Source organism: Citrobacter youngae (assembly GCF_003818115.1).
In the GTDB taxonomy this organism is placed as follows: domain Bacteria; phylum Pseudomonadota; class Gammaproteobacteria; order Enterobacterales; family Enterobacteriaceae; genus Citrobacter; species Citrobacter youngae.
The window spans coordinates 67,768-84,481 of sequence record NZ_RPOI01000018.1; the positions used below are offsets into that span (position 1 = coordinate 67,768).

14 protein-coding genes are annotated in these 16,714 nt (G+C 52.0%); 10 read left to right on the top strand and 4 right to left on the bottom strand.

Annotated features, from left to right (window positions below):
- Positions 1-148: 148 nt before the first annotated feature.
- Together EHN13_RS16070 and EHN13_RS16075 are read left to right on the top strand one after the other, a co-directional pair.
- A complete protein-coding gene (locus EHN13_RS16070; RefSeq protein ID WP_005122845.1) occupies positions 149-328 on the top strand; it encodes a hypothetical protein in 180 nt (59 codons plus the stop codon).
- Positions 329-445: 117 nt separating this feature from the next.
- Positions 446-1,339, top strand: coding sequence for a LysR family transcriptional regulator (locus EHN13_RS16075; protein ID WP_048211818.1), 894 nt, complete (start codon positions 446-448; stop codon positions 1,337-1,339).
- A gap of 46 nt (positions 1,340-1,385) precedes the next feature.
- Here EHN13_RS16075 and EHN13_RS16080 read toward each other — a convergent pair whose 3' ends face one another.
- On the bottom strand, positions 1,386-1,526 hold the full coding sequence (locus EHN13_RS16080) for a hypothetical protein (RefSeq protein ID WP_086523654.1): 141 nt from the start codon (positions 1,524-1,526) through the stop codon (positions 1,386-1,388).
- Positions 1,527-1,943: 417 nt separating this feature from the next.
- Here EHN13_RS16080 and EHN13_RS16085 point away from each other — a divergent pair, with 417 nt between their 5' ends.
- Positions 1,944-3,425, top strand: a complete 1,482-nt coding sequence (locus tag EHN13_RS16085; RefSeq protein ID WP_048211817.1) for an APC family permease — start codon at positions 1,944-1,946, stop codon at positions 3,423-3,425.
- A 92-nt stretch (positions 3,426-3,517) separates the two neighbouring features.
- Here EHN13_RS16085 and EHN13_RS16090 read toward each other — a convergent pair whose 3' ends face one another.
- The gene (locus tag EHN13_RS16090; protein WP_116360133.1) at positions 3,518-4,216 is read right to left on the bottom strand and encodes a cache domain-containing protein; all 699 of its coding nucleotides are present in this window, start codon (positions 4,214-4,216) and stop codon (positions 3,518-3,520) included.
- A gap of 24 nt (positions 4,217-4,240) precedes the next feature.
- Entirely contained in the window at positions 4,241-4,966 is a 726-nt protein-coding gene (locus EHN13_RS16095) for a FadR/GntR family transcriptional regulator (protein WP_040233767.1), read from the bottom strand.
- A 304-nt stretch (positions 4,967-5,270) separates the two neighbouring features.
- Here EHN13_RS16095 and EHN13_RS16100 point away from each other — a divergent pair, with 304 nt between their 5' ends.
- The 4 genes from EHN13_RS16100 to EHN13_RS16115 all read left to right on the top strand — a co-directional run bounded on the left by EHN13_RS16100 (position 5,271) and on the right by EHN13_RS16115 (position 10,378).
- Positions 5,271-6,698, top strand: coding sequence for a gamma-aminobutyraldehyde dehydrogenase (locus EHN13_RS16100; RefSeq protein WP_124021729.1), 1,428 nt, complete (start codon positions 5,271-5,273; stop codon positions 6,696-6,698).
- A gap of 11 nt (positions 6,699-6,709) precedes the next feature.
- The gene (locus tag EHN13_RS16105) at positions 6,710-7,183 is read left to right on the top strand and encodes an ester cyclase (protein ID WP_053065222.1); all 474 of its coding nucleotides are present in this window, start codon (positions 6,710-6,712) and stop codon (positions 7,181-7,183) included.
- 90 nt (positions 7,184-7,273) lie between these two features.
- Complete coding sequence (locus EHN13_RS16110) at positions 7,274-9,166, top strand: NAD(P)-binding protein (RefSeq protein WP_048211814.1); 1,893 nt, start codon at positions 7,274-7,276, stop codon at positions 9,164-9,166.
- Between the two features lie 3 nt (positions 9,167-9,169).
- Positions 9,170-10,378, top strand: coding sequence for a cytochrome c (locus tag EHN13_RS16115; protein WP_124021730.1), 1,209 nt, complete (start codon positions 9,170-9,172; stop codon positions 10,376-10,378).
- Positions 10,379-10,453: 75 nt separating this feature from the next.
- Here EHN13_RS16115 and pdxR read toward each other — a convergent pair whose 3' ends face one another.
- Complete coding sequence (gene pdxR, locus EHN13_RS16120; RefSeq protein ID WP_124021731.1) at positions 10,454-11,932, bottom strand: MocR-like pyridoxine biosynthesis transcription factor PdxR; 1,479 nt, start codon at positions 11,930-11,932, stop codon at positions 10,454-10,456.
- 104 nt (positions 11,933-12,036) lie between these two features.
- Here pdxR and puuE point away from each other — a divergent pair, with 104 nt between their 5' ends.
- The 3 genes from puuE (at position 12,037) to EHN13_RS16135 (ending at position 16,668) form a co-directional block, all read left to right on the top strand.
- Positions 12,037-13,299: a 4-aminobutyrate transaminase gene (gene puuE, locus EHN13_RS16125; protein ID WP_124021732.1), complete on the top strand. Its 1,263-nt coding sequence runs from the start codon at positions 12,037-12,039 to the stop codon at positions 13,297-13,299.
- A gap of 216 nt (positions 13,300-13,515) precedes the next feature.
- Positions 13,516-15,648, top strand: coding sequence for a TonB-dependent receptor (locus EHN13_RS16130; RefSeq protein WP_124021733.1), 2,133 nt, complete (start codon positions 13,516-13,518; stop codon positions 15,646-15,648).
- A 9-nt stretch (positions 15,649-15,657) separates the two neighbouring features.
- The gene (locus tag EHN13_RS16135) at positions 15,658-16,668 is read left to right on the top strand and encodes an ABC transporter substrate-binding protein (protein ID WP_115643462.1); all 1,011 of its coding nucleotides are present in this window, start codon (positions 15,658-15,660) and stop codon (positions 16,666-16,668) included.
- Positions 16,669-16,714: the final 46 nt, after the last annotated feature.

Below are 16,714 nucleotides of genomic sequence, written 5' to 3' on the forward strand. Positions count from 1 at the left end.
ATTAGTGAAAAAGGTGTTAATTGCGGGTGAAAATAATGAAAAACTGAAATGCAAAATAGCGCACAACGTTGGCAAAAATTCGCATTTCATTTTTTACGCATTCTGCGCTGGAATAAGTTGAGCCCAACAGACAGCGGAGGCGGAGAAGATGAACGGGGTTAAATATCTTTGGTTGCGTATAAAGAATCGACATCCACAGACTCCACAACATAGTGCGGAACGAAATCTTCAGCGTGTTGTGGAGTCTGTTCTTCCTGTCGCCAGCCTGTATGGGGTGGATATCGCCAACATTGATCCGGAGTGGTTCCGTGATAAAACAACACGCTGAACTTCGCCTGACGCGCGAAATGTACTGGAATGAAGTGTGCAAAATGAGCAGAAATACTACTGAATCTCAATTCTGATCTGTAACATACATCAAAACAGGTCTGGATTGGGAACAAGCATGCTGCGTGATAATTTTAACGATCTCTATTATCTCATTGTCGTTGCCCGTGAACGCAGTTTTACCCGCGCCGCAGCGAAGTTAGGGGTCTCGCAGTCAGCATTAAGCCATGCCATTCGTGGGCTTGAGGAGCGACTGGATGTCAGATTGCTGACCCGTACCACGCGAAGCGTCGCGCCAACTGAAGCCGGAGAACGGCTTATCAACAGTATCAGTCCGCGTTTCGATGACATTGAGTCGGAGCTACTGGCATTAACCGATATTCGCCAGCGCGTGGCGGGGAATATCCGTCTGACGCTCGGGGAACATGCGTTGCAATCGACCGTCTGGCCTGCACTACAGCCGTTTTTGCAGGCGTATCCTGATGTAAATGTGGAAATGACCATCGACAACAGCCTGACGGATATCGTGACGGGACGCTATGATGCCGGTATCAGGCTTGGCGAGCAGGTGGCCAAAGATATGGTTGCTGTCAGGATCGGTCCCGACTGGCGCATGGTTGTGGTGGGATCCCCCGCCTATTTTGCCCGCCATGGCAAACCGCAAACCCCGCATGATTTACAGAATCATAACTGTATCAATATGCGCATGCCGACCCTGGGCGGGCTGTATGCCTGGGAGTTTGCCAAAAATGGGCAGGATCTCCGCGTGCGGGTAGAAGGGCAGCTTATTTTTAACAATCTTCCACCGCGTATCAGTGCGGCGATTTCGGGCATGGGCCTGGCATTTGTACCGGAAGACACCGTCGAGCAGGCGGTAGCAGAGGGAGCGCTGGAAAAAGTGCTGGAAGACTGGTGTGAACCTTTTCCCGGTTATTACCTGTACTATCCCAGCCGTAGACAACATACCGCAGCCTTTGCACAGCTGATTGAGGCGTTGCGTTATACGGCGTGAAGCGCAGGCTGACTATAAAAAAACCGGCATTGAGCCGGTTCAGAAATTAGATTTTGCAGGCATCGCCGCAGTCGTTATCAGCAATCATTTCCTGCGCTTTTTTGTCCGCATCTTCCAGACGTTCAGCATTACGCTCTTGCGCTTCTTCCAGCCCATCAAAGACCAGATTATCGAGATCAATTTCCATCATTCACCTGCCAGGTTCAGCGTTTAACATCATTCCATTATATTGCAAAAATGTTGCTGAACAGCAGCGATTATTGCTACTAAGCACGTTCTTATACCAGGTCAGCGTATTTTTCCGGCAGCGTATCTCACAGATGGCGGTTCGCTTCCAGCAGCAGACGGTGCTGCTCAACGGCGTGCGCGTTTTCCCGTGCCCCGCGCGACATCAGCGTCCAGGCCTCCAACGCTGAAAACCTCTCGTCATTCGCTCGTTATGTTAATTAAATGTTATTAAATCGAATCGAGCCCTTGTTTATTCAGGAACGTGATGTGCGATTTGTTTTAACAAATATGCGACAAAATCACTATACATATAACTTAATATCTTTTATACATTAATTGTTCAACCCTGCGACTATTCCACAAAAGAGAAAGCAATATGGAACAGACTCCTGATAAGAAAAACGATAACTTTCAAAAAGATGGCAAAGAACAGTTCAACCGCTCGATCGGGCTTATTTCAAATTTTGCGTTGGGTTTTACCTACCTGTCACCGCTCACCGCTGTTTATTCGCTGTTCGCGTTGGCAGTGACGCTGGCGGGACCACCCGCGGTGTGGTGGATTTTAATCGTCGCGTGTGGGCAGTTGTTAGTCGCCCTGGTGTTTGGTGAGGTTGCGTCTCAATATCCGATCACCGGGGGGCTGTATCCCTGGGCGAGAAGGTTGTGGGGTAAGAAATATGCGTGGATCGCCGCCTGGATCTACCTGTGGGCGCTGGTGGTGACGATTACCTCGATCGCGGAATATACATCAACATTTGTTGAATCACTCTTTCATTATGGCCAGACACCCGCCACCATGCTGGTGACCTCCGTCTTGCTGCTGCTTTTGATGATGGCCGTCAATATGTCCGGGACCAGGAATCTGGCCAGGGTCGCCAAAATTGGTTTCTGGTGTGAAATCGTCAGCGTGATTGCGCTGGGTATTTACCTGCTGATTTTCCACCGTTCACAGCCTTTCTCCGTCATCTTTGATTCGATGGGGGTACTGGCACATGACGGAAGTTATTCCACCGCCTTTATGTCTGCCGCGCTGATGGGCCTGTTTATGTTCTTTGGCTTCGAGGCGTGCGGTAACGTTGCAGAGGAAGTGCAAAATCCAAGCAAAAAAATTCCGGTAGCCATGATTTTAAGTATCGTGTTTGGCGCGATCTCCGCCATTATCTCCGTCATGGGCTATCTGCTGGCGTCACCGAACCTGGTGAGTATCGTGAATGGCAAAACCGCCGATCCGATCCCGGCAATCCTCAATGAAGCGCTGGGGGAAACCGGTGCGACGGTCTTTATCGTTGTCGCTATTATCGCGATGCTGTCGTGCATTCTGTCTCTGCAAGCGGCGTTAAGTCGTCTTATCTTTTCTTTCTCCCGCGACAGAATGCTGCCGGGCAGCGAGTGGATGGCCAAAATTTCCAAAAATGGTGTCCCGGATAATGCCATGGTCGTCAGCTGCGTGTTGCCGGTTATCATTTGTGTCTGGGTCTATTTCCAGCCAGATAACTTATCGCGTATCACCGCATTTGCTGTGATCGGTATTTATATTTCATTCCAGATGGTGGTACTGGCCGCGCTGCGTCAACGTCTGAAAGGCTGGAAACCCGCCGGAGAGTGGACGATTGGTGGTTGGGGCGTGATTGTAAACGTGCTGGCATTAGCTTACGGCCTGTGTGGGATCTGGTTACTGGCGCAGCCAGCTGACAGCAGTGATTTCATCGACCGTTGGACAGTACTGTTTGGTCTGGCGATTGTGGTAGGTTCAGGATTGATCTACATGTTCCTTACCCGACCTTTTGGCCGCTCGGCTGCACCGGAAAACGATGCTATTGCCTATGCCACGAAGCTCAATATAGGGCAGGATAACTAAAACTAAGGGCCTTCGGGCCCTTAATTTCGAACGCTTTGCGCGCCGGATACAACGCTGGCATCCTTATCCGGTAACGCTCAGCCTTGAATGGACTATTTCTGGTAGTGATAAAGGATAAAGTAGTCGCTTTGATACACCACCGTGCTGTGGGCTGGTGACAATAATTCACCGACGCGAAAGCGCGGCCAACTGGAAAAGATGATCCGGTTTTCCAGATTGGTCAGAATGACATAATCAGGGTGAGGGCAGGAGAGCAGTTCGGCTTCTATCTGACTGACCAGCAGATCGACGGCGGCGACGCCGAGGAACTGATCATGATAGTAAACCGGAACCGCTGAGGTTAGGGTATAGGAGATGTTACAGATATAGTCGACATACGGGCCATGGATGTACGCTTCACCTGCCGGAGGCGAATGCTTAAACCACTCAAAGGTTCTGAAATCCAGTCGCTGTTGCGTCGCCTGATCCAAATCCAGATGTGCCTGACTCAATCCATTATCTTTCTTATACCACCATTCCAGCAGCCAATATTCTTTGGTGGTTTCTGTACTCTCAATATGGCTGGCGAAACCTGCGCCCGAACAGTAGTGATTGTTGTTCAGTGTGCTCTTGATGTGTTGCTGAACCGTTGATCTGACAGCGGGGTCGAGGACAACTTCGGCGGAGCCTTTTTGCACACCGGCAATGGCCTCGTGAATGCTCCTCGCCAGCGCAACGGTAGACTCTACGGTAGAGACGGTAATATCATCAATTTTACGGATTAATGCGCTTAAGGATGTCGAAGAGCTCATGGTCTGTCCTGCCTTCACTGATTGTCAGTTCGAGTTATATTTCAGCTTTTTTTCAATAAGGTAATAGGTAAACGTATCGATGATCTGCGTGGCGTACTGGACTGACCCGGTCTCGTTATGGGCGGCTAGCGCGTCGGCCAGCGCCGAATAAAGCGCGATAATTTCCGCATGAATATTGTCGGCGCGATAGAGTATTGCCACCAGTGATGCCCACTCGGCCTGGACCTGAAGCTCCTGGTTGGCCAGCCGTGCTGAATGAGAGCTGGCCGCAATTGCCAGCAAACAACGCATATCGGCCTGAGTCATCAGTTCCGGTGAGTCGGCTTTCCTCAGCACGTCTACAAACTCGCGAAATTTGGCAATATCCGCCGCGGTCATGCGTCTGGAGGCTAACCTGGCGCTGTGGCTGATAATGGCGCAATGCATTTCGCCTAAATCCGAAAGGTAATCGGTACTGATCGATTTAAACGGATGCAGGGCGCTATTTTTGCCATCAATATTCTCGCAAACGAAGCTCCCGCCATTACGGCCACGAACCGTATGGATAAGATTATTAGCCCGAAGCGTGTTGAGCGCTTCTCTGATAGTAATATGTGAGACACCCATCATCTTTGCCAAATCGGTTTCATTGGGCAGCTGTTCTTTTGGCTCCAGCAACCCGGTAATAATGGCATTTGACAGGCGCTGCACTATCTGGTCTGAACGACTGACCTGCCCGATAGGCGCAAATATGACCGCATGAGTAATCATAATCTTTTCTGCACTTAATTCCCTGAAACAACGACCATTTTTAACACATGCCCGCGGGGCACGAAAGGTCAGAATGGCCGCGTTATTTTACATGCCCACGCGCAACATCGCTGCACAGGCGGATGTGTGTCCCGATAGCGTCAAAGCGCACTGCACGCTGACGATGAAAAACCTTACCCTGAAAATGTAAAATTTAAGTTAAAAGTGCGAGGTTTATCATAGTGTCAATGTTGCGCATTTGAAAAATTTTTACAATATATATATTACATAAGCTTCTTTATGTATTAATTGGCGGGAGACAGGCATGAGAACCCTGAAGCATTTTATAAATGGGCAATATGTAGCGGGTAACACAGAAGACACGTTTGAGCTGGTGAGTCCGGTTGACGGTGAAACGTACGCGTTATCGCCTAATGCCGGTGCGACTGAGGTGGATCTTGCCTACTCGGCGGCCGCGGCGGCATTTAACATGTGGAAAAAATCGACACCAGCCCAGCGGCAAAAAGCACTGCTGCAACTGGCGGATGAGATAGAAAAAAATGTTGAACGACTGGTCAACGCGCAAAGCCAGGAAACCGGTCAATTGCGTCATTTTATCGAAAAAGAAGAGATTGCAGCCTCGTGCGATGCGATCCGTTTTTTTGCCGGCGCAGCGCGTTGTCTGGAAGGGAAGGCCGCCGGAGAATATTCCTCCGGGTTCACCTCAACGATTCGTCGTGAGCCGTTGGGCATTGTGGGACAAGTCACACCGTGGAACTACCCGTTTATGATGGCGGTGTGGAAGATTGCACCGGCGCTGGCCGCAGGCAATACGGTAGTTTTAAAACCGAGCGATACCACCCCGGTGAGTACGCTGCTCCTGGCTGAACTGGCGGCACCCTTATTTCCGCGCGGGGCGTTTAACGTTGTGTTGGGCAAGGCCAGTACTGGCTCACTGGTGGTTTCTAACCCGACGGCTTCATTGGTGTCGATTACCGGTTCGGTACGCGCTGGTCTGCAGGTTGCGGCATCAGCAGCAGCTAACCTGACAAAGGCCCATCTTGAACTGGGTGGCAAAGCACCCGCCGTCGTGTTTGCTGATGCAGATATGGACAAGGCGATTACTGCCATCACTACCGCAGGATTTTTCAATGGCGGACAGGATTGTACTGCCGCCACGCGCATCCTGGTGGAAGATTCTGTCTATGCGACGTTCCTGGAAAAACTGATCCAAAAAACGAAAAGTATCAAGTTTGGTCCTCCGAAGGATCAGGAGGCGTTATATGGCGCGCTGAATAGCAAAAACCAGCTTGAGCAGGTGAAGGGGTTTATTGAGCGTTTACCTGCACATGCGAAAATTGAAACCGGTGGTCATGCGGGGCCTGGGCCGGGTTTCTACTTTGAGCCAACGATAATTTCCGGCCTGCATCAACATGATGAAGCCATCCAACACGAAGTGTTTGGCCCGGTAATGACCATTCAGTCGTTTTCTGGTGATGAAGACGCGTTGCGCAAGGCGAATGATGTGGAATATGGCCTGGCCGCGAGCGTCTGGACCTGCAATCACAGTCGCGCTCAGCGTTTCAGTATTGATCTCGATTTCGGCACAGTATGGATTAACAGTCATATTCCTCTGTGCGCCGAAATGCCGCACGGTGGATTCAAAAAATCCGGCTACGGAAAAGATCTCTCCTCTTATTCGCTCGATGAGTATACCCGGGTGAAACATATCATGTGTGATATTTCCGAATAACAGGTAATACGATGAAAACATTAAAAATAGCCGCACTTTCATTGGTGATGTTCTCAGGATTCAGTCTGGCAGAAAGCTCACCGCTGAACACGGTTAAAGCATATATGGCAGCATGGAATGCGCATAATGCGCCGCTGGCTGCCCAGTACCTGGCGGACGATGCCGTTTATTACGATGCCGCCGCAGGAGAGCCGGTAACCGGCCGGAAAAAAGCTGAAAAAGACGTGATTGGTGCATTTATTAAGGCGGTCCCGGATCTGACCTGGAAAATGGTCGGTAAACCTGTCGCGGATGAAGATACTGTGGCATTTCGTTGGGAATTCTCGGGTAAAAATAGCGGCGAATGGGCGGGAAGTCCGCCGACAAATAATCCGATCAAATTTGAAGGTGTCAGCTATATTCATGTTAAGGCAGGAAAAATCACCTGGCAGGGTGATTATTATGACGCTAAAAAACTGGATGAAGAGCTGAAGCCAGTGAAGTAGTCGGCGGTATCCTCCTTGTATCTGCGAGGGGGAACCTCTCATTTGTAGTGTTTTTTAGGACAATGTGTCAGTGGCAAAAGGACAAAGTTAATGGCAATTACCCGACGTGATTTTCTCAACGGCGTGGCGGTGACTATCGCTGCGGGACTGACCCCTCTGGATCTGGTCAGAGCGGCAGGAAAGGGGCACGAATTTATTGATGGAAGTTATTATCCGCCTGCGTTAACGGGGCTACGCGGTAACCATCCGGGTTCGTTTGAAATGGCCCATGCGTTAGGCCGTGAACATAAGCACTTTGATTTAAGCGCTCTGCCCATCGAGGAAGAGTACGATCTGGTGATTGTGGGCGGCGGTATCAGCGGACTGGCCGCGGGTTGTTTCTGGCATGAACTGGTCGGGAAAAACAGCAAGGTGCTGATCCTCGATAACCATGATGATTTTGGTGGTCACGCCAAACGCAACGAATTCACCTCCGCAGGCAAAAAACTTATCGGATATGGCGGGAGTGAAGCCTTTCAGTCACCCGCGCATAATTTCAGCCCCGAAGTGAATAAGCTGATGGAAACCGTCGGCGTGAGCGTCACGCGGTTGAAAAAGAGTTTTGACGTTAATTTCTACCCCGACTGGCAGCTAAGTCGCGGCGTCTTCTTCGATAAAAAGAATTTTGGTGAGACGAAAATAGTCAGCGGCGATCCGGGGCGTGCGGTATCCGATGATATTCCGCCGGATCGGCTCAATGGCCGTAATATCGAAGACTTTATCAATGACTTCCCCTTGAGTGAGGAAGATCGTAAAGCCCTGATCGATCTGCATGTGCGTCCGGTTGATTATCTTCCTGGGATGACGGTTGATGAGAAAACGGAATGGCTGGATACCCACAGCTATAGTGAGTTTCTTTCCACCAGGGTTGGTTTAAGCAAAATGGCGCTGCTCTATTTCCAGCAGCGTTCCAACGATTTCTTTGCCATCGGTATTGAAGGCATTTCCGGTAGTGATGCTCGTGCGTGCGCATTGCCGGGAATGGAAGCGTTAGGGCTGCCGCCGCTGGACGGTGAATCGCTTGCCGACCTCGAAGAGCCATATGTCTATCATTTCCCGGATGGCAATGCGGGTCTGGCACGGTTGCTGGTCAGACACATGCTGCCGGACGCGCTGCCTGGCAATACCATGGAAGATTCTGTCCTCGCCAGACTGGATTATGAAAAGCTCGACTTGCCGGAAAACACCACGCGTTTACGCCTGAACAGCACGGTGATTAATGCGGCGAACGTGGAGGGTGGCGTTGCCGTCACCTGGCTACGCGATGGCAAAATGCATCGCGTGCGCGGTAAGAATGCCATCATGGCGGGCTATAACATGATGATCCCATATCTGGTACCGGAAACACCAGAGCAGCAGCAGGCCGATCTCAAACTAAACGTGAAGGCGCCGCTGGTGTACACCAATGTGGTGGTCAAAAACTGGCAAGCGTTTAAGCAACTGGGGGTTCATGAGTTTTATTCACCGGCCGCGCCTTACAGCCGAATCAAGCTCGACTATCCGGTCAGTATCGGCGGATATCAACACCCGGCCTCGCCGGACGAGCCAATGGTGATTCATATGGTCTATGTGCCCACGTATCCTGGCAGTAATCTGTCCGCGAGGGAGCAGTTCCGTTTGGGGCGTGCTTATCTGCTGGGGACCACGTTTGCCGCACATGAAGAGATGATCCGTTCTCAGTTGCAGGAAATGTTTGGCTCAACCGGTTTTGACAACCAACGGGATATTGCGGCCATTACCGTAAACCGCTGGGCGCATGGTTATGCGTATTACGCTAATTCACTGTTCGATGATATGGAAAAAATGCCGGAGATTATTGAGCGGGCGCGTAAACCTATCGGACGTATTGCCATCGCTAATTCTGATGCTGACTGGAGCGCTTATGCTCATGCTGCGATCGATCAGGCATGGCGCGCGGTTAATGAACTCAAGGATATGGGGTGATTTATGCGTAATGTAACCGTTCTAATCGCCTGCCTGTTTACCGCTTCTGTCTCTGCCGCTGAATCTAACGGTGAGTACATCGCGAGGATCTCTGACTGCGTGGCATGCCATACCGCGGAAGGCGGCGCGGCGATGGCAGGAGGCAAGAAGTTCCCCACGCCGGTTGGTGATATCTATTCGACGAATATTACCCCGGATAAGACGCACGGTATCGGCAACTATTCTTACGACGATTTTGAGAAGGCCGTGCGCCAGGGGATTGCCAAAGACGGTCATCCGCTGTACCCGGCGATGCCTTATCCTTCTTACTCGAAACTGTCCGACGCAGATGTTCAGGCGCTGTATAGCTACTTCATGCATGATGTTAAGCCGTCAGCAGAACCCAATAAAGAGAATGCTATTCCCTGGCTGATTTCGGCCCGCTGGCCGCTGCATATCTGGAATTGGTTGTTTACCGATGCGCCGACTGCCGCTGTTGAAGGCAACAAAGCGGATGATAAGGCAGCGCGGGTAAAACGGGGGGCTTATCTGGTTGAAGGTCCGGGTCACTGCGGGTCATGCCACACTCCGAGAGGGATGGCGATGAACGAAAAAGCCTATACCAATGCCGATGCTGAGTACCTGAGCGGGGCGATGATCGACGGCTGGTATGCGCCATCGCTGCGGGGAACCGGGATGTCTGAGCAGGCGTTAACGTCATTGCTGCTGACGGGGAAAAGCAAACATGCTGCGGTATCGGGATCGATGTCTGAAGTCGTCAGCCAGAGCACACAGTACCTGACGGACGAAGATGCCACGGCGATTGCGCAGTATCTGTTGAGCCTGAAAAGCACGAAGACGGAACCGACGCGTACGAAAGCCGCTACGGCCTCCTGGTCGAATTCCCCTGAAGCGGGTAAAGTGACCTACAACCGCTACTGCTCGACCTGTCATGGTCTGGAAGGGAAAGGGACCGATGATAATGCACCTTCGCTTATTCACAATCCGTTAGTGATGGTAGACGACCCAACTCCGTTGTTCAGGGTGATTGCCCACGGCGCAGAAACACCGACGACGCGGGGGAATGTCTCCTTTAAGATGCCAGCCTATGGCGGGTTGCTCAGCGACAGCGAAATGCGCGATGTGATCAATTACGTGCGTAAAAGCTGGGGTGAAGGTAATGGTGAGGTAAGTCAGGAAGATCTGTCCGGGATTAAAAAAGCCTCACATTAATCTGTGCAATGATGCCGGATGGCGCTGCGCTTATCCGGCCTACAAAAAGCGTAATTCGTAGGCCGGATAAGGTGCTTACTCGGTGTTTATCCTGATAATATCCGCCAGTCGGGTAAACGCCGCAGCCATCTCATGTTCTTCAATACTGGCAAAGCCCAGCAGCAGACCGCTGCGTTTTTCTTCTTTCACGTAGTACCGCGAAAGTGGGCGAACCAGAAGACCTTGTGCGTTGGCCTGTTGGGCAATTGCGCTATCATCAGTACCCGCAGGTAGCTGTAAAATCAGATGTAGTCCGGCGTTGCTGCTGTAAGGTCCCAGATAATCCTCACCAAGCTGGCTGATGATGAGCTCTACCAACGTATGGCGTCGGCGGCTATATAACTGGCGCATTTTACGGATGTGCGCCGCATAGTAACCCTCACGAATAAACTCAGCCAGCGCCGCCTGAATCAGGAGATGCCCACCACGATAGAGATCGTTATGTACCTTCATCAGTGGGGCGGCAAGCGGTTTGGGTATCACAACGTACCCGAGCCGCAGTGCCGGATAGAGGGTCTTGCTGAAGGTGCCGATATAGATAACCGGAGCATCTTCTTCCAGTCCCTGCAATGACGGGATGGGTTGGCCGGAAAAACGAAACTCGCTGTCGTAGTCATCTTCCACAATCCAGCTGTGCGTTTCACGTGCCTGATAGAGTAGCTGCCGTCGTCGACCAAGGCTCATTACCGGGCCAAGCGGATATTGATGTGACGGTGTCACAAAAATAAGTTTCGGCGCCGGTTCGACGCAAGCAGGCGCAAGCATGCCTTGTTCATCAACCGGGATGGCCGAAAAGTTGACGGCATTGATGCGCAGAATGTTTTTTATTCCCCAGTAACCGGGTTCTTCAATCCACGTATTATCACCAGGATTACACAACGAGCGGGTTACCAGATCCAACGCCTGGTGAATGCCCTCGGTAATCAATATTTGATCTGGCGTACAGCGCACGCCGCGTGCGGTGCGCAGATAGTCCGCCAGCGATTCTTTCAGTTCAATCAAACCACCAGTGGCATCGTAGGTGAGAAACTCCGGGCGTAGCCGCCTTGCCAGCCGATCCTGAATTTTTTTCAGTGTGCGATGCGGGAAAGAATGCACGTCCGGTACACCAGGAATAAAAGCTCCCCACTGGCGAGGGCTGGCGCTGGCATGCCCAAGCAGTTCAAGGCTACGGACGGACAAACTGGTGTGGTCTTCACGTGTCGCAGGTGAAACCGGAGGTTTATTAGGGGCCAGACCGAGATTGTCCAGCACGCTGTCGGTCACAAATGTACCGCTGCTGGTGCGCGCGGAGATATAGCCTTCGGCCTGCAACTGCTCGTAAACCCGCAGGACAGTATTCCGTGATAACGCCAGCTCACTCGCCAGGTCGCGTGAAGGTGGCATGCGGGTAGCGGGTTTCAGGCTCCCCTCAAGGATGCAGCTACAGATGGCGGCATACAGGCGACGATGCAGCTTCTCGTCAGTCTGCTGGCTAAATGCATGCTTGATCACATCTCCGGCAAGTGAACGCATTTGGATCCTTAAAATAAAACGATTTGGCTCTCGATTAAAGTACCAGATGGCGTCTAAATTTAAGGGTAATTCAACCAATTGTGTTTATGGACAAGGTGTAGAGAATGAACAATAAAAACCTGCAACAACGTCGTCTGGATGCCACACCACGTGGCGTGGGTGTGATGTGTGATTTTTATGCCCAGTCGGCTGAAAACAGCACGATTACCGATATTGAAGGCAATCAGTATATTGATTTCGCCGCCGGGATTGCCGTGCTGAACACCGGGCACCGCCATCCGCGTCTGGTGCAGGCCGTTGAGGCGCAACTGCAAGCCTTTACCCATACGGCTTATCAGATTGTTCCCTACGAAAGTTATGTATCGCTGGCGGAGAAAATCAACGCGGTGGCGCCAATTGACGGTAAGCGTAAAACGACATTCTTTACCACCGGGGCTGAGGCCGTGGAAAATGCGGTTAAAATTGCCCGCGCTCACACCGGTCGCCCTGGCGTTATCGCCTTTGGCGGTGGTTTCCATGGGCGGACATACATGACGATGGCGTTAACCGGCAAAGTGGCGCCATACAAAAAAGGCTTCGGTCCGTTCCCGGGGTCCGTTTACCATGCGCCATATCCTTCTGCGCTGCAGGGGGTTTCAACTGCAGACTCGATTAAAGCGATAGAACGTTTGTTTAAAGCGGATATCGATCCGAGCCAGGTCGCTGCGATTATCTTCGAACCCGTCCAGGGGGAAGGCGGCTTTGTTGTCGCTCCGGCGGAGTTTGTCGCGGCAATTCGCCGTATCTGCGATGAGCATGGCATCGTGATGATTGCCGATGAGGTGCAAAGTGGTTTTGCCCGTACCGGGGAGCTGTTTGCGATGGATCACTATGCTGATAAAGCAGACCTGATGACCATGGCAAAAAGCCTTGCGGGTGGGATGCCGTTGTCGGGTGTCGTAGGCAAAGCCGATATTATGGATGCGCCCGCGCCGGGTGGACTGGGGGGGACTTACGCCGGGAACCCGCTATCGATTGCGGCAGCTCATGCGGTACTGGATATTATCCGTGATGAAAAGCTGTGCCAGCGTGCGGCAGCGCTTGGCGAGCAACTGCGTGCTGTGCTGACCGATGCGCGTGCAGTATGTCCTGAACTTGCCGAAGTGCGGGGATTAGGCTCGATGATTGCCGCTGAATTCTGCGATGTGGCCACGGGTGAACCCAGCGCCACCGCCGCGCAGCGCGTGCAGAAAAAAGCGCTTGAGCAGGGGCTGCTGCTGTTAACCTGCGGCCAGTATGGCAACGTGATCCGCTTCCTTTACCCACTGACTATCCCGCAGGATCAGTTTGCAAAAGCGTTAGAGATAATCAAAACGTCGATGAAGTAATCTCGTTCAATTCAGATCGTGTGTAAAGCCGGCAGTAGTCATTACCGTCGGCTTTTTTGTTGTAACCATTTCGCCAATCCTCTCTCGTTATATATTTACATATATATCGATTAAGCCTATTCTATTCATCATACAAATATAATAAACGTGCCCCGCAAGAGAAGGCGCTTGTGTTATCGACCGCCAGTCTTTCTATCTAACGAATTGAATCAACAAATGTTAAATTGCAAAATCACCCCAATTGCCTCCGGGTTGCTGACTTTTTCTTGTCTTGCCGCCTCCCTGTCGGCCCATGCTGATGACACCATTACCGTTACTGCTTCCGCGCCTGCTCAATCTTCGTTTCCCGAGCAGGAGCCCGCGGCCGCTGAAAAAAAGGCGACGATCGGTAGCCTGGGGCAGCGAGAGTTAATTGATGTTCCGTGGTCGGTACAAACACTGTCGAAAAAAGTGATTGATCAGCAACAAATCAAAGATGTTAAGGATGTTTATCGCTACATACCGTCAGTTCAGGGAGAGGGGGTTCGACCACAAACCCGTGGCATGCAAGGGAGCGTGGTGCAAAACCATATGATTGATGGGCTGAATGCCGTTTCCACCACCGAATATCCGACAGAGCAGTTCCAGAATATAGACGTGCTGAGTGGTATCGCGGGTTCACTGTACGGGCCAGCCAACCCGGCGGGGATGTTTAATCTGGTCTCGAAACGCCCTCTGGATACGCTACTGCATCGGGTTACCGTAGGGCAAGGTACAGGGTCAGGAACGCTGGCATCAATGGATTTCAGCGGGCCTGTCGACGCGGGAGACAGAGTGAAGTACCGCCTCAACCTGATGAATGATGAAGGGCACAGTTACACCACCGATAGTCATGTTCGTCGGCAGTACGCGGGATTGGGCCTGGATTTTCAGCTGACCGATAAAACCGTGCTGGAGAGTAATTTCAGCTATTACCATTATTATGAAAAAGGCATGCCAGGCAGCTTTGCGCTGGCAAAAGGCGTGCAGTTTCCTTCGGCATTCGATCCGACGAACAGTAAATATGGTCAGTCATATGCAGGTCATGATGATGAAACGACCACTGCGGACATGCACATCAAGCATGATTTTGACGGTAACTGGATGCTGGATCTGGGGGCCTTACACCAGGTTGCTGACCGTGAATCGACGGCAGTAACCAACACCCTGACGGATAATCGGGGTCACTACACCACCACGACCTCGAATTCAGCGGCCAGTCGCTTTACGATCAACAGCTATTTAGCGAACCTGACCGGCAGCATTGATTCCGGCTGGTTGACGCAGGATATCGCGACCGGAATGCGCGGATTTGTATGGAAAAACTATAACCCGAGAAATGGGGGAACCTTTACGCTGGGGCATTCTTCACTTGATCAACATCCCGACTATCCGCGCCCGCCTTATCCTGACTTTACTAATCGCTATCATTCGGCGACCACTACGCAGCATGCATTTCTGTTAAGCGATACGCTGCATTTCACTCCGCAATGGAGTTTGTTGCTGTCTGGCAGCGAAAACTTGTTTACCGTCAGCAACTATAACAAATCCGGTCATGAAACCAGTCGCCAAAAGGATAACGGCATGAGCGGCTCCGCCAGCCTGATGTATAAACCGGTTGAGAACGTCACGCTGTACACCACCTGGGCTGACAGTTTGCAGCAGGGCGATACCGCACCTGCCGGGGCCAGCAATGCAGGACATGTGCTGGATCCGTACCGCAGCCATCAGGTGGAGGTGGGGGCAAAATATGCGCCCGTCAAAGATCTGCTGCTCACCGCGGCGCTATTTGAAGCAAAACGTCCCTTTGCTTATACCAACGACAACGGCGAATTTGCTCAGGACGGTACGCAGAAAAACCGTGGGCTGGAACTGATGGCTGATGGGCATATCACGGATAATTTACGGGTGTTAGGGGGAGCCGCCTGGTTGGACCCCATGCTGCACAACACTGCCGCCAGTAATGCAGATGGTAAGCAGGTTGTCGGCTTGCCACGCTTTACCTCGAATGTGCTGGCAGTCTATAGCATTGAACAGGTTCAGGGACTGGATGTGGATGCCAACGTGCATTACGTCGGACGTCGGGCTACCGATAACGCGAATGATACCTGGGTAGGCAGTTATACCACGGTGGATATTGGTAGCCGTTATGCCACCAGACTGTGGAACACACCCACGACTTTCCGGTTTGATATCACTAACCTGACCGACCGCCGCTACTGGACCAACATTGTCCCCGGCGCGTTGACGGGTTATACGGGGGCCGGGGCGGCCAGTGCGCAACTGGGCGCCCCACGTCAGGCGCAGATTTCCGTTCAGGTTGATTTTTAAGGATTGCTGATGAAAACGTGCCACACATGGTTGCTCTGTGTGTGGCTGGCGTTTCCCGCCCTGGCCACGCGTCAGGTTGTGGATGATGCCGGTCACACTGTAACCGTCCCCACACAAGTTCAACGTATTGCGGATAGCTGGTTTGCCCATCACTCGGTGTTGATGACGCTGGGGGCGGGACGTCAGATTGTCGCCACCGTCAACCATCCACAGAGCCAGCCGTGGATGTTCAAAATAAACCCATCGCTGAATCAGGCCTTACAAATTCACGGGACGTCATTCAATAGCGAGGCCCTGCTGGCTCTGCATACCGATGTTCTGTTTGTCGCAAAGGGCAAGGGGGATGCGCAGAGTTACAACCAGGCGGGTATCCCGACGCTGGAAATGGCATTTACTGATTATCCTTCGATGGAAAAGTCAGTCACGACCACGGCGGACGTGTTAGGCACGGATCAGGCTCGCGCCAGGGCGGTGGCATATAATCAATTTTTAACCCGCACTATTGCGGATGTTCGCGCGAAAACGGCGACATTAGCGGAAAATCAGCGCCCGCGGGTTCTGCACATTCAGTCGCTGAACCCACTGAAAGTCGACGGTAGAAACACGTTGATTGATACCTGGATTGCGCTCTCTGGTGGGCGGAACGTCGCCGGGGAAGTGGACGGTAACATGAAAGAAGTCTCACCCGAGCGGGTGCTGTATTGGCAGCCGGAGGTGATTATTCTCGGGGCGGGATGTGGCGATATTGCCAGTTCACCTTATGCAGCGTTGTTCAAAGAGCTTAACGCGGTGAAACAGGGCAAAGTCTGGCGCAATCCGGCGGGCGTCTTCCCCTGGGATCGCTATGGAACCGAAAGCGCGTTGCAGTTGCAGTGGGCCGCGTCAAAGCTGCATCCAGCACTGTTTGGCGGCCTGGATATGGTTAACGTAACCCGCGATTTTTACCGCCAGTTTTTTGATTATTCGCTTAGCGAGGCGCAGGCGAAGCGGATTTTAGCCGGGCTACCCCCACAGGGGTAAAGCGGGAAGCGCTGACGGGCAAATGCAGGCCAGTTCAGGGTTACAC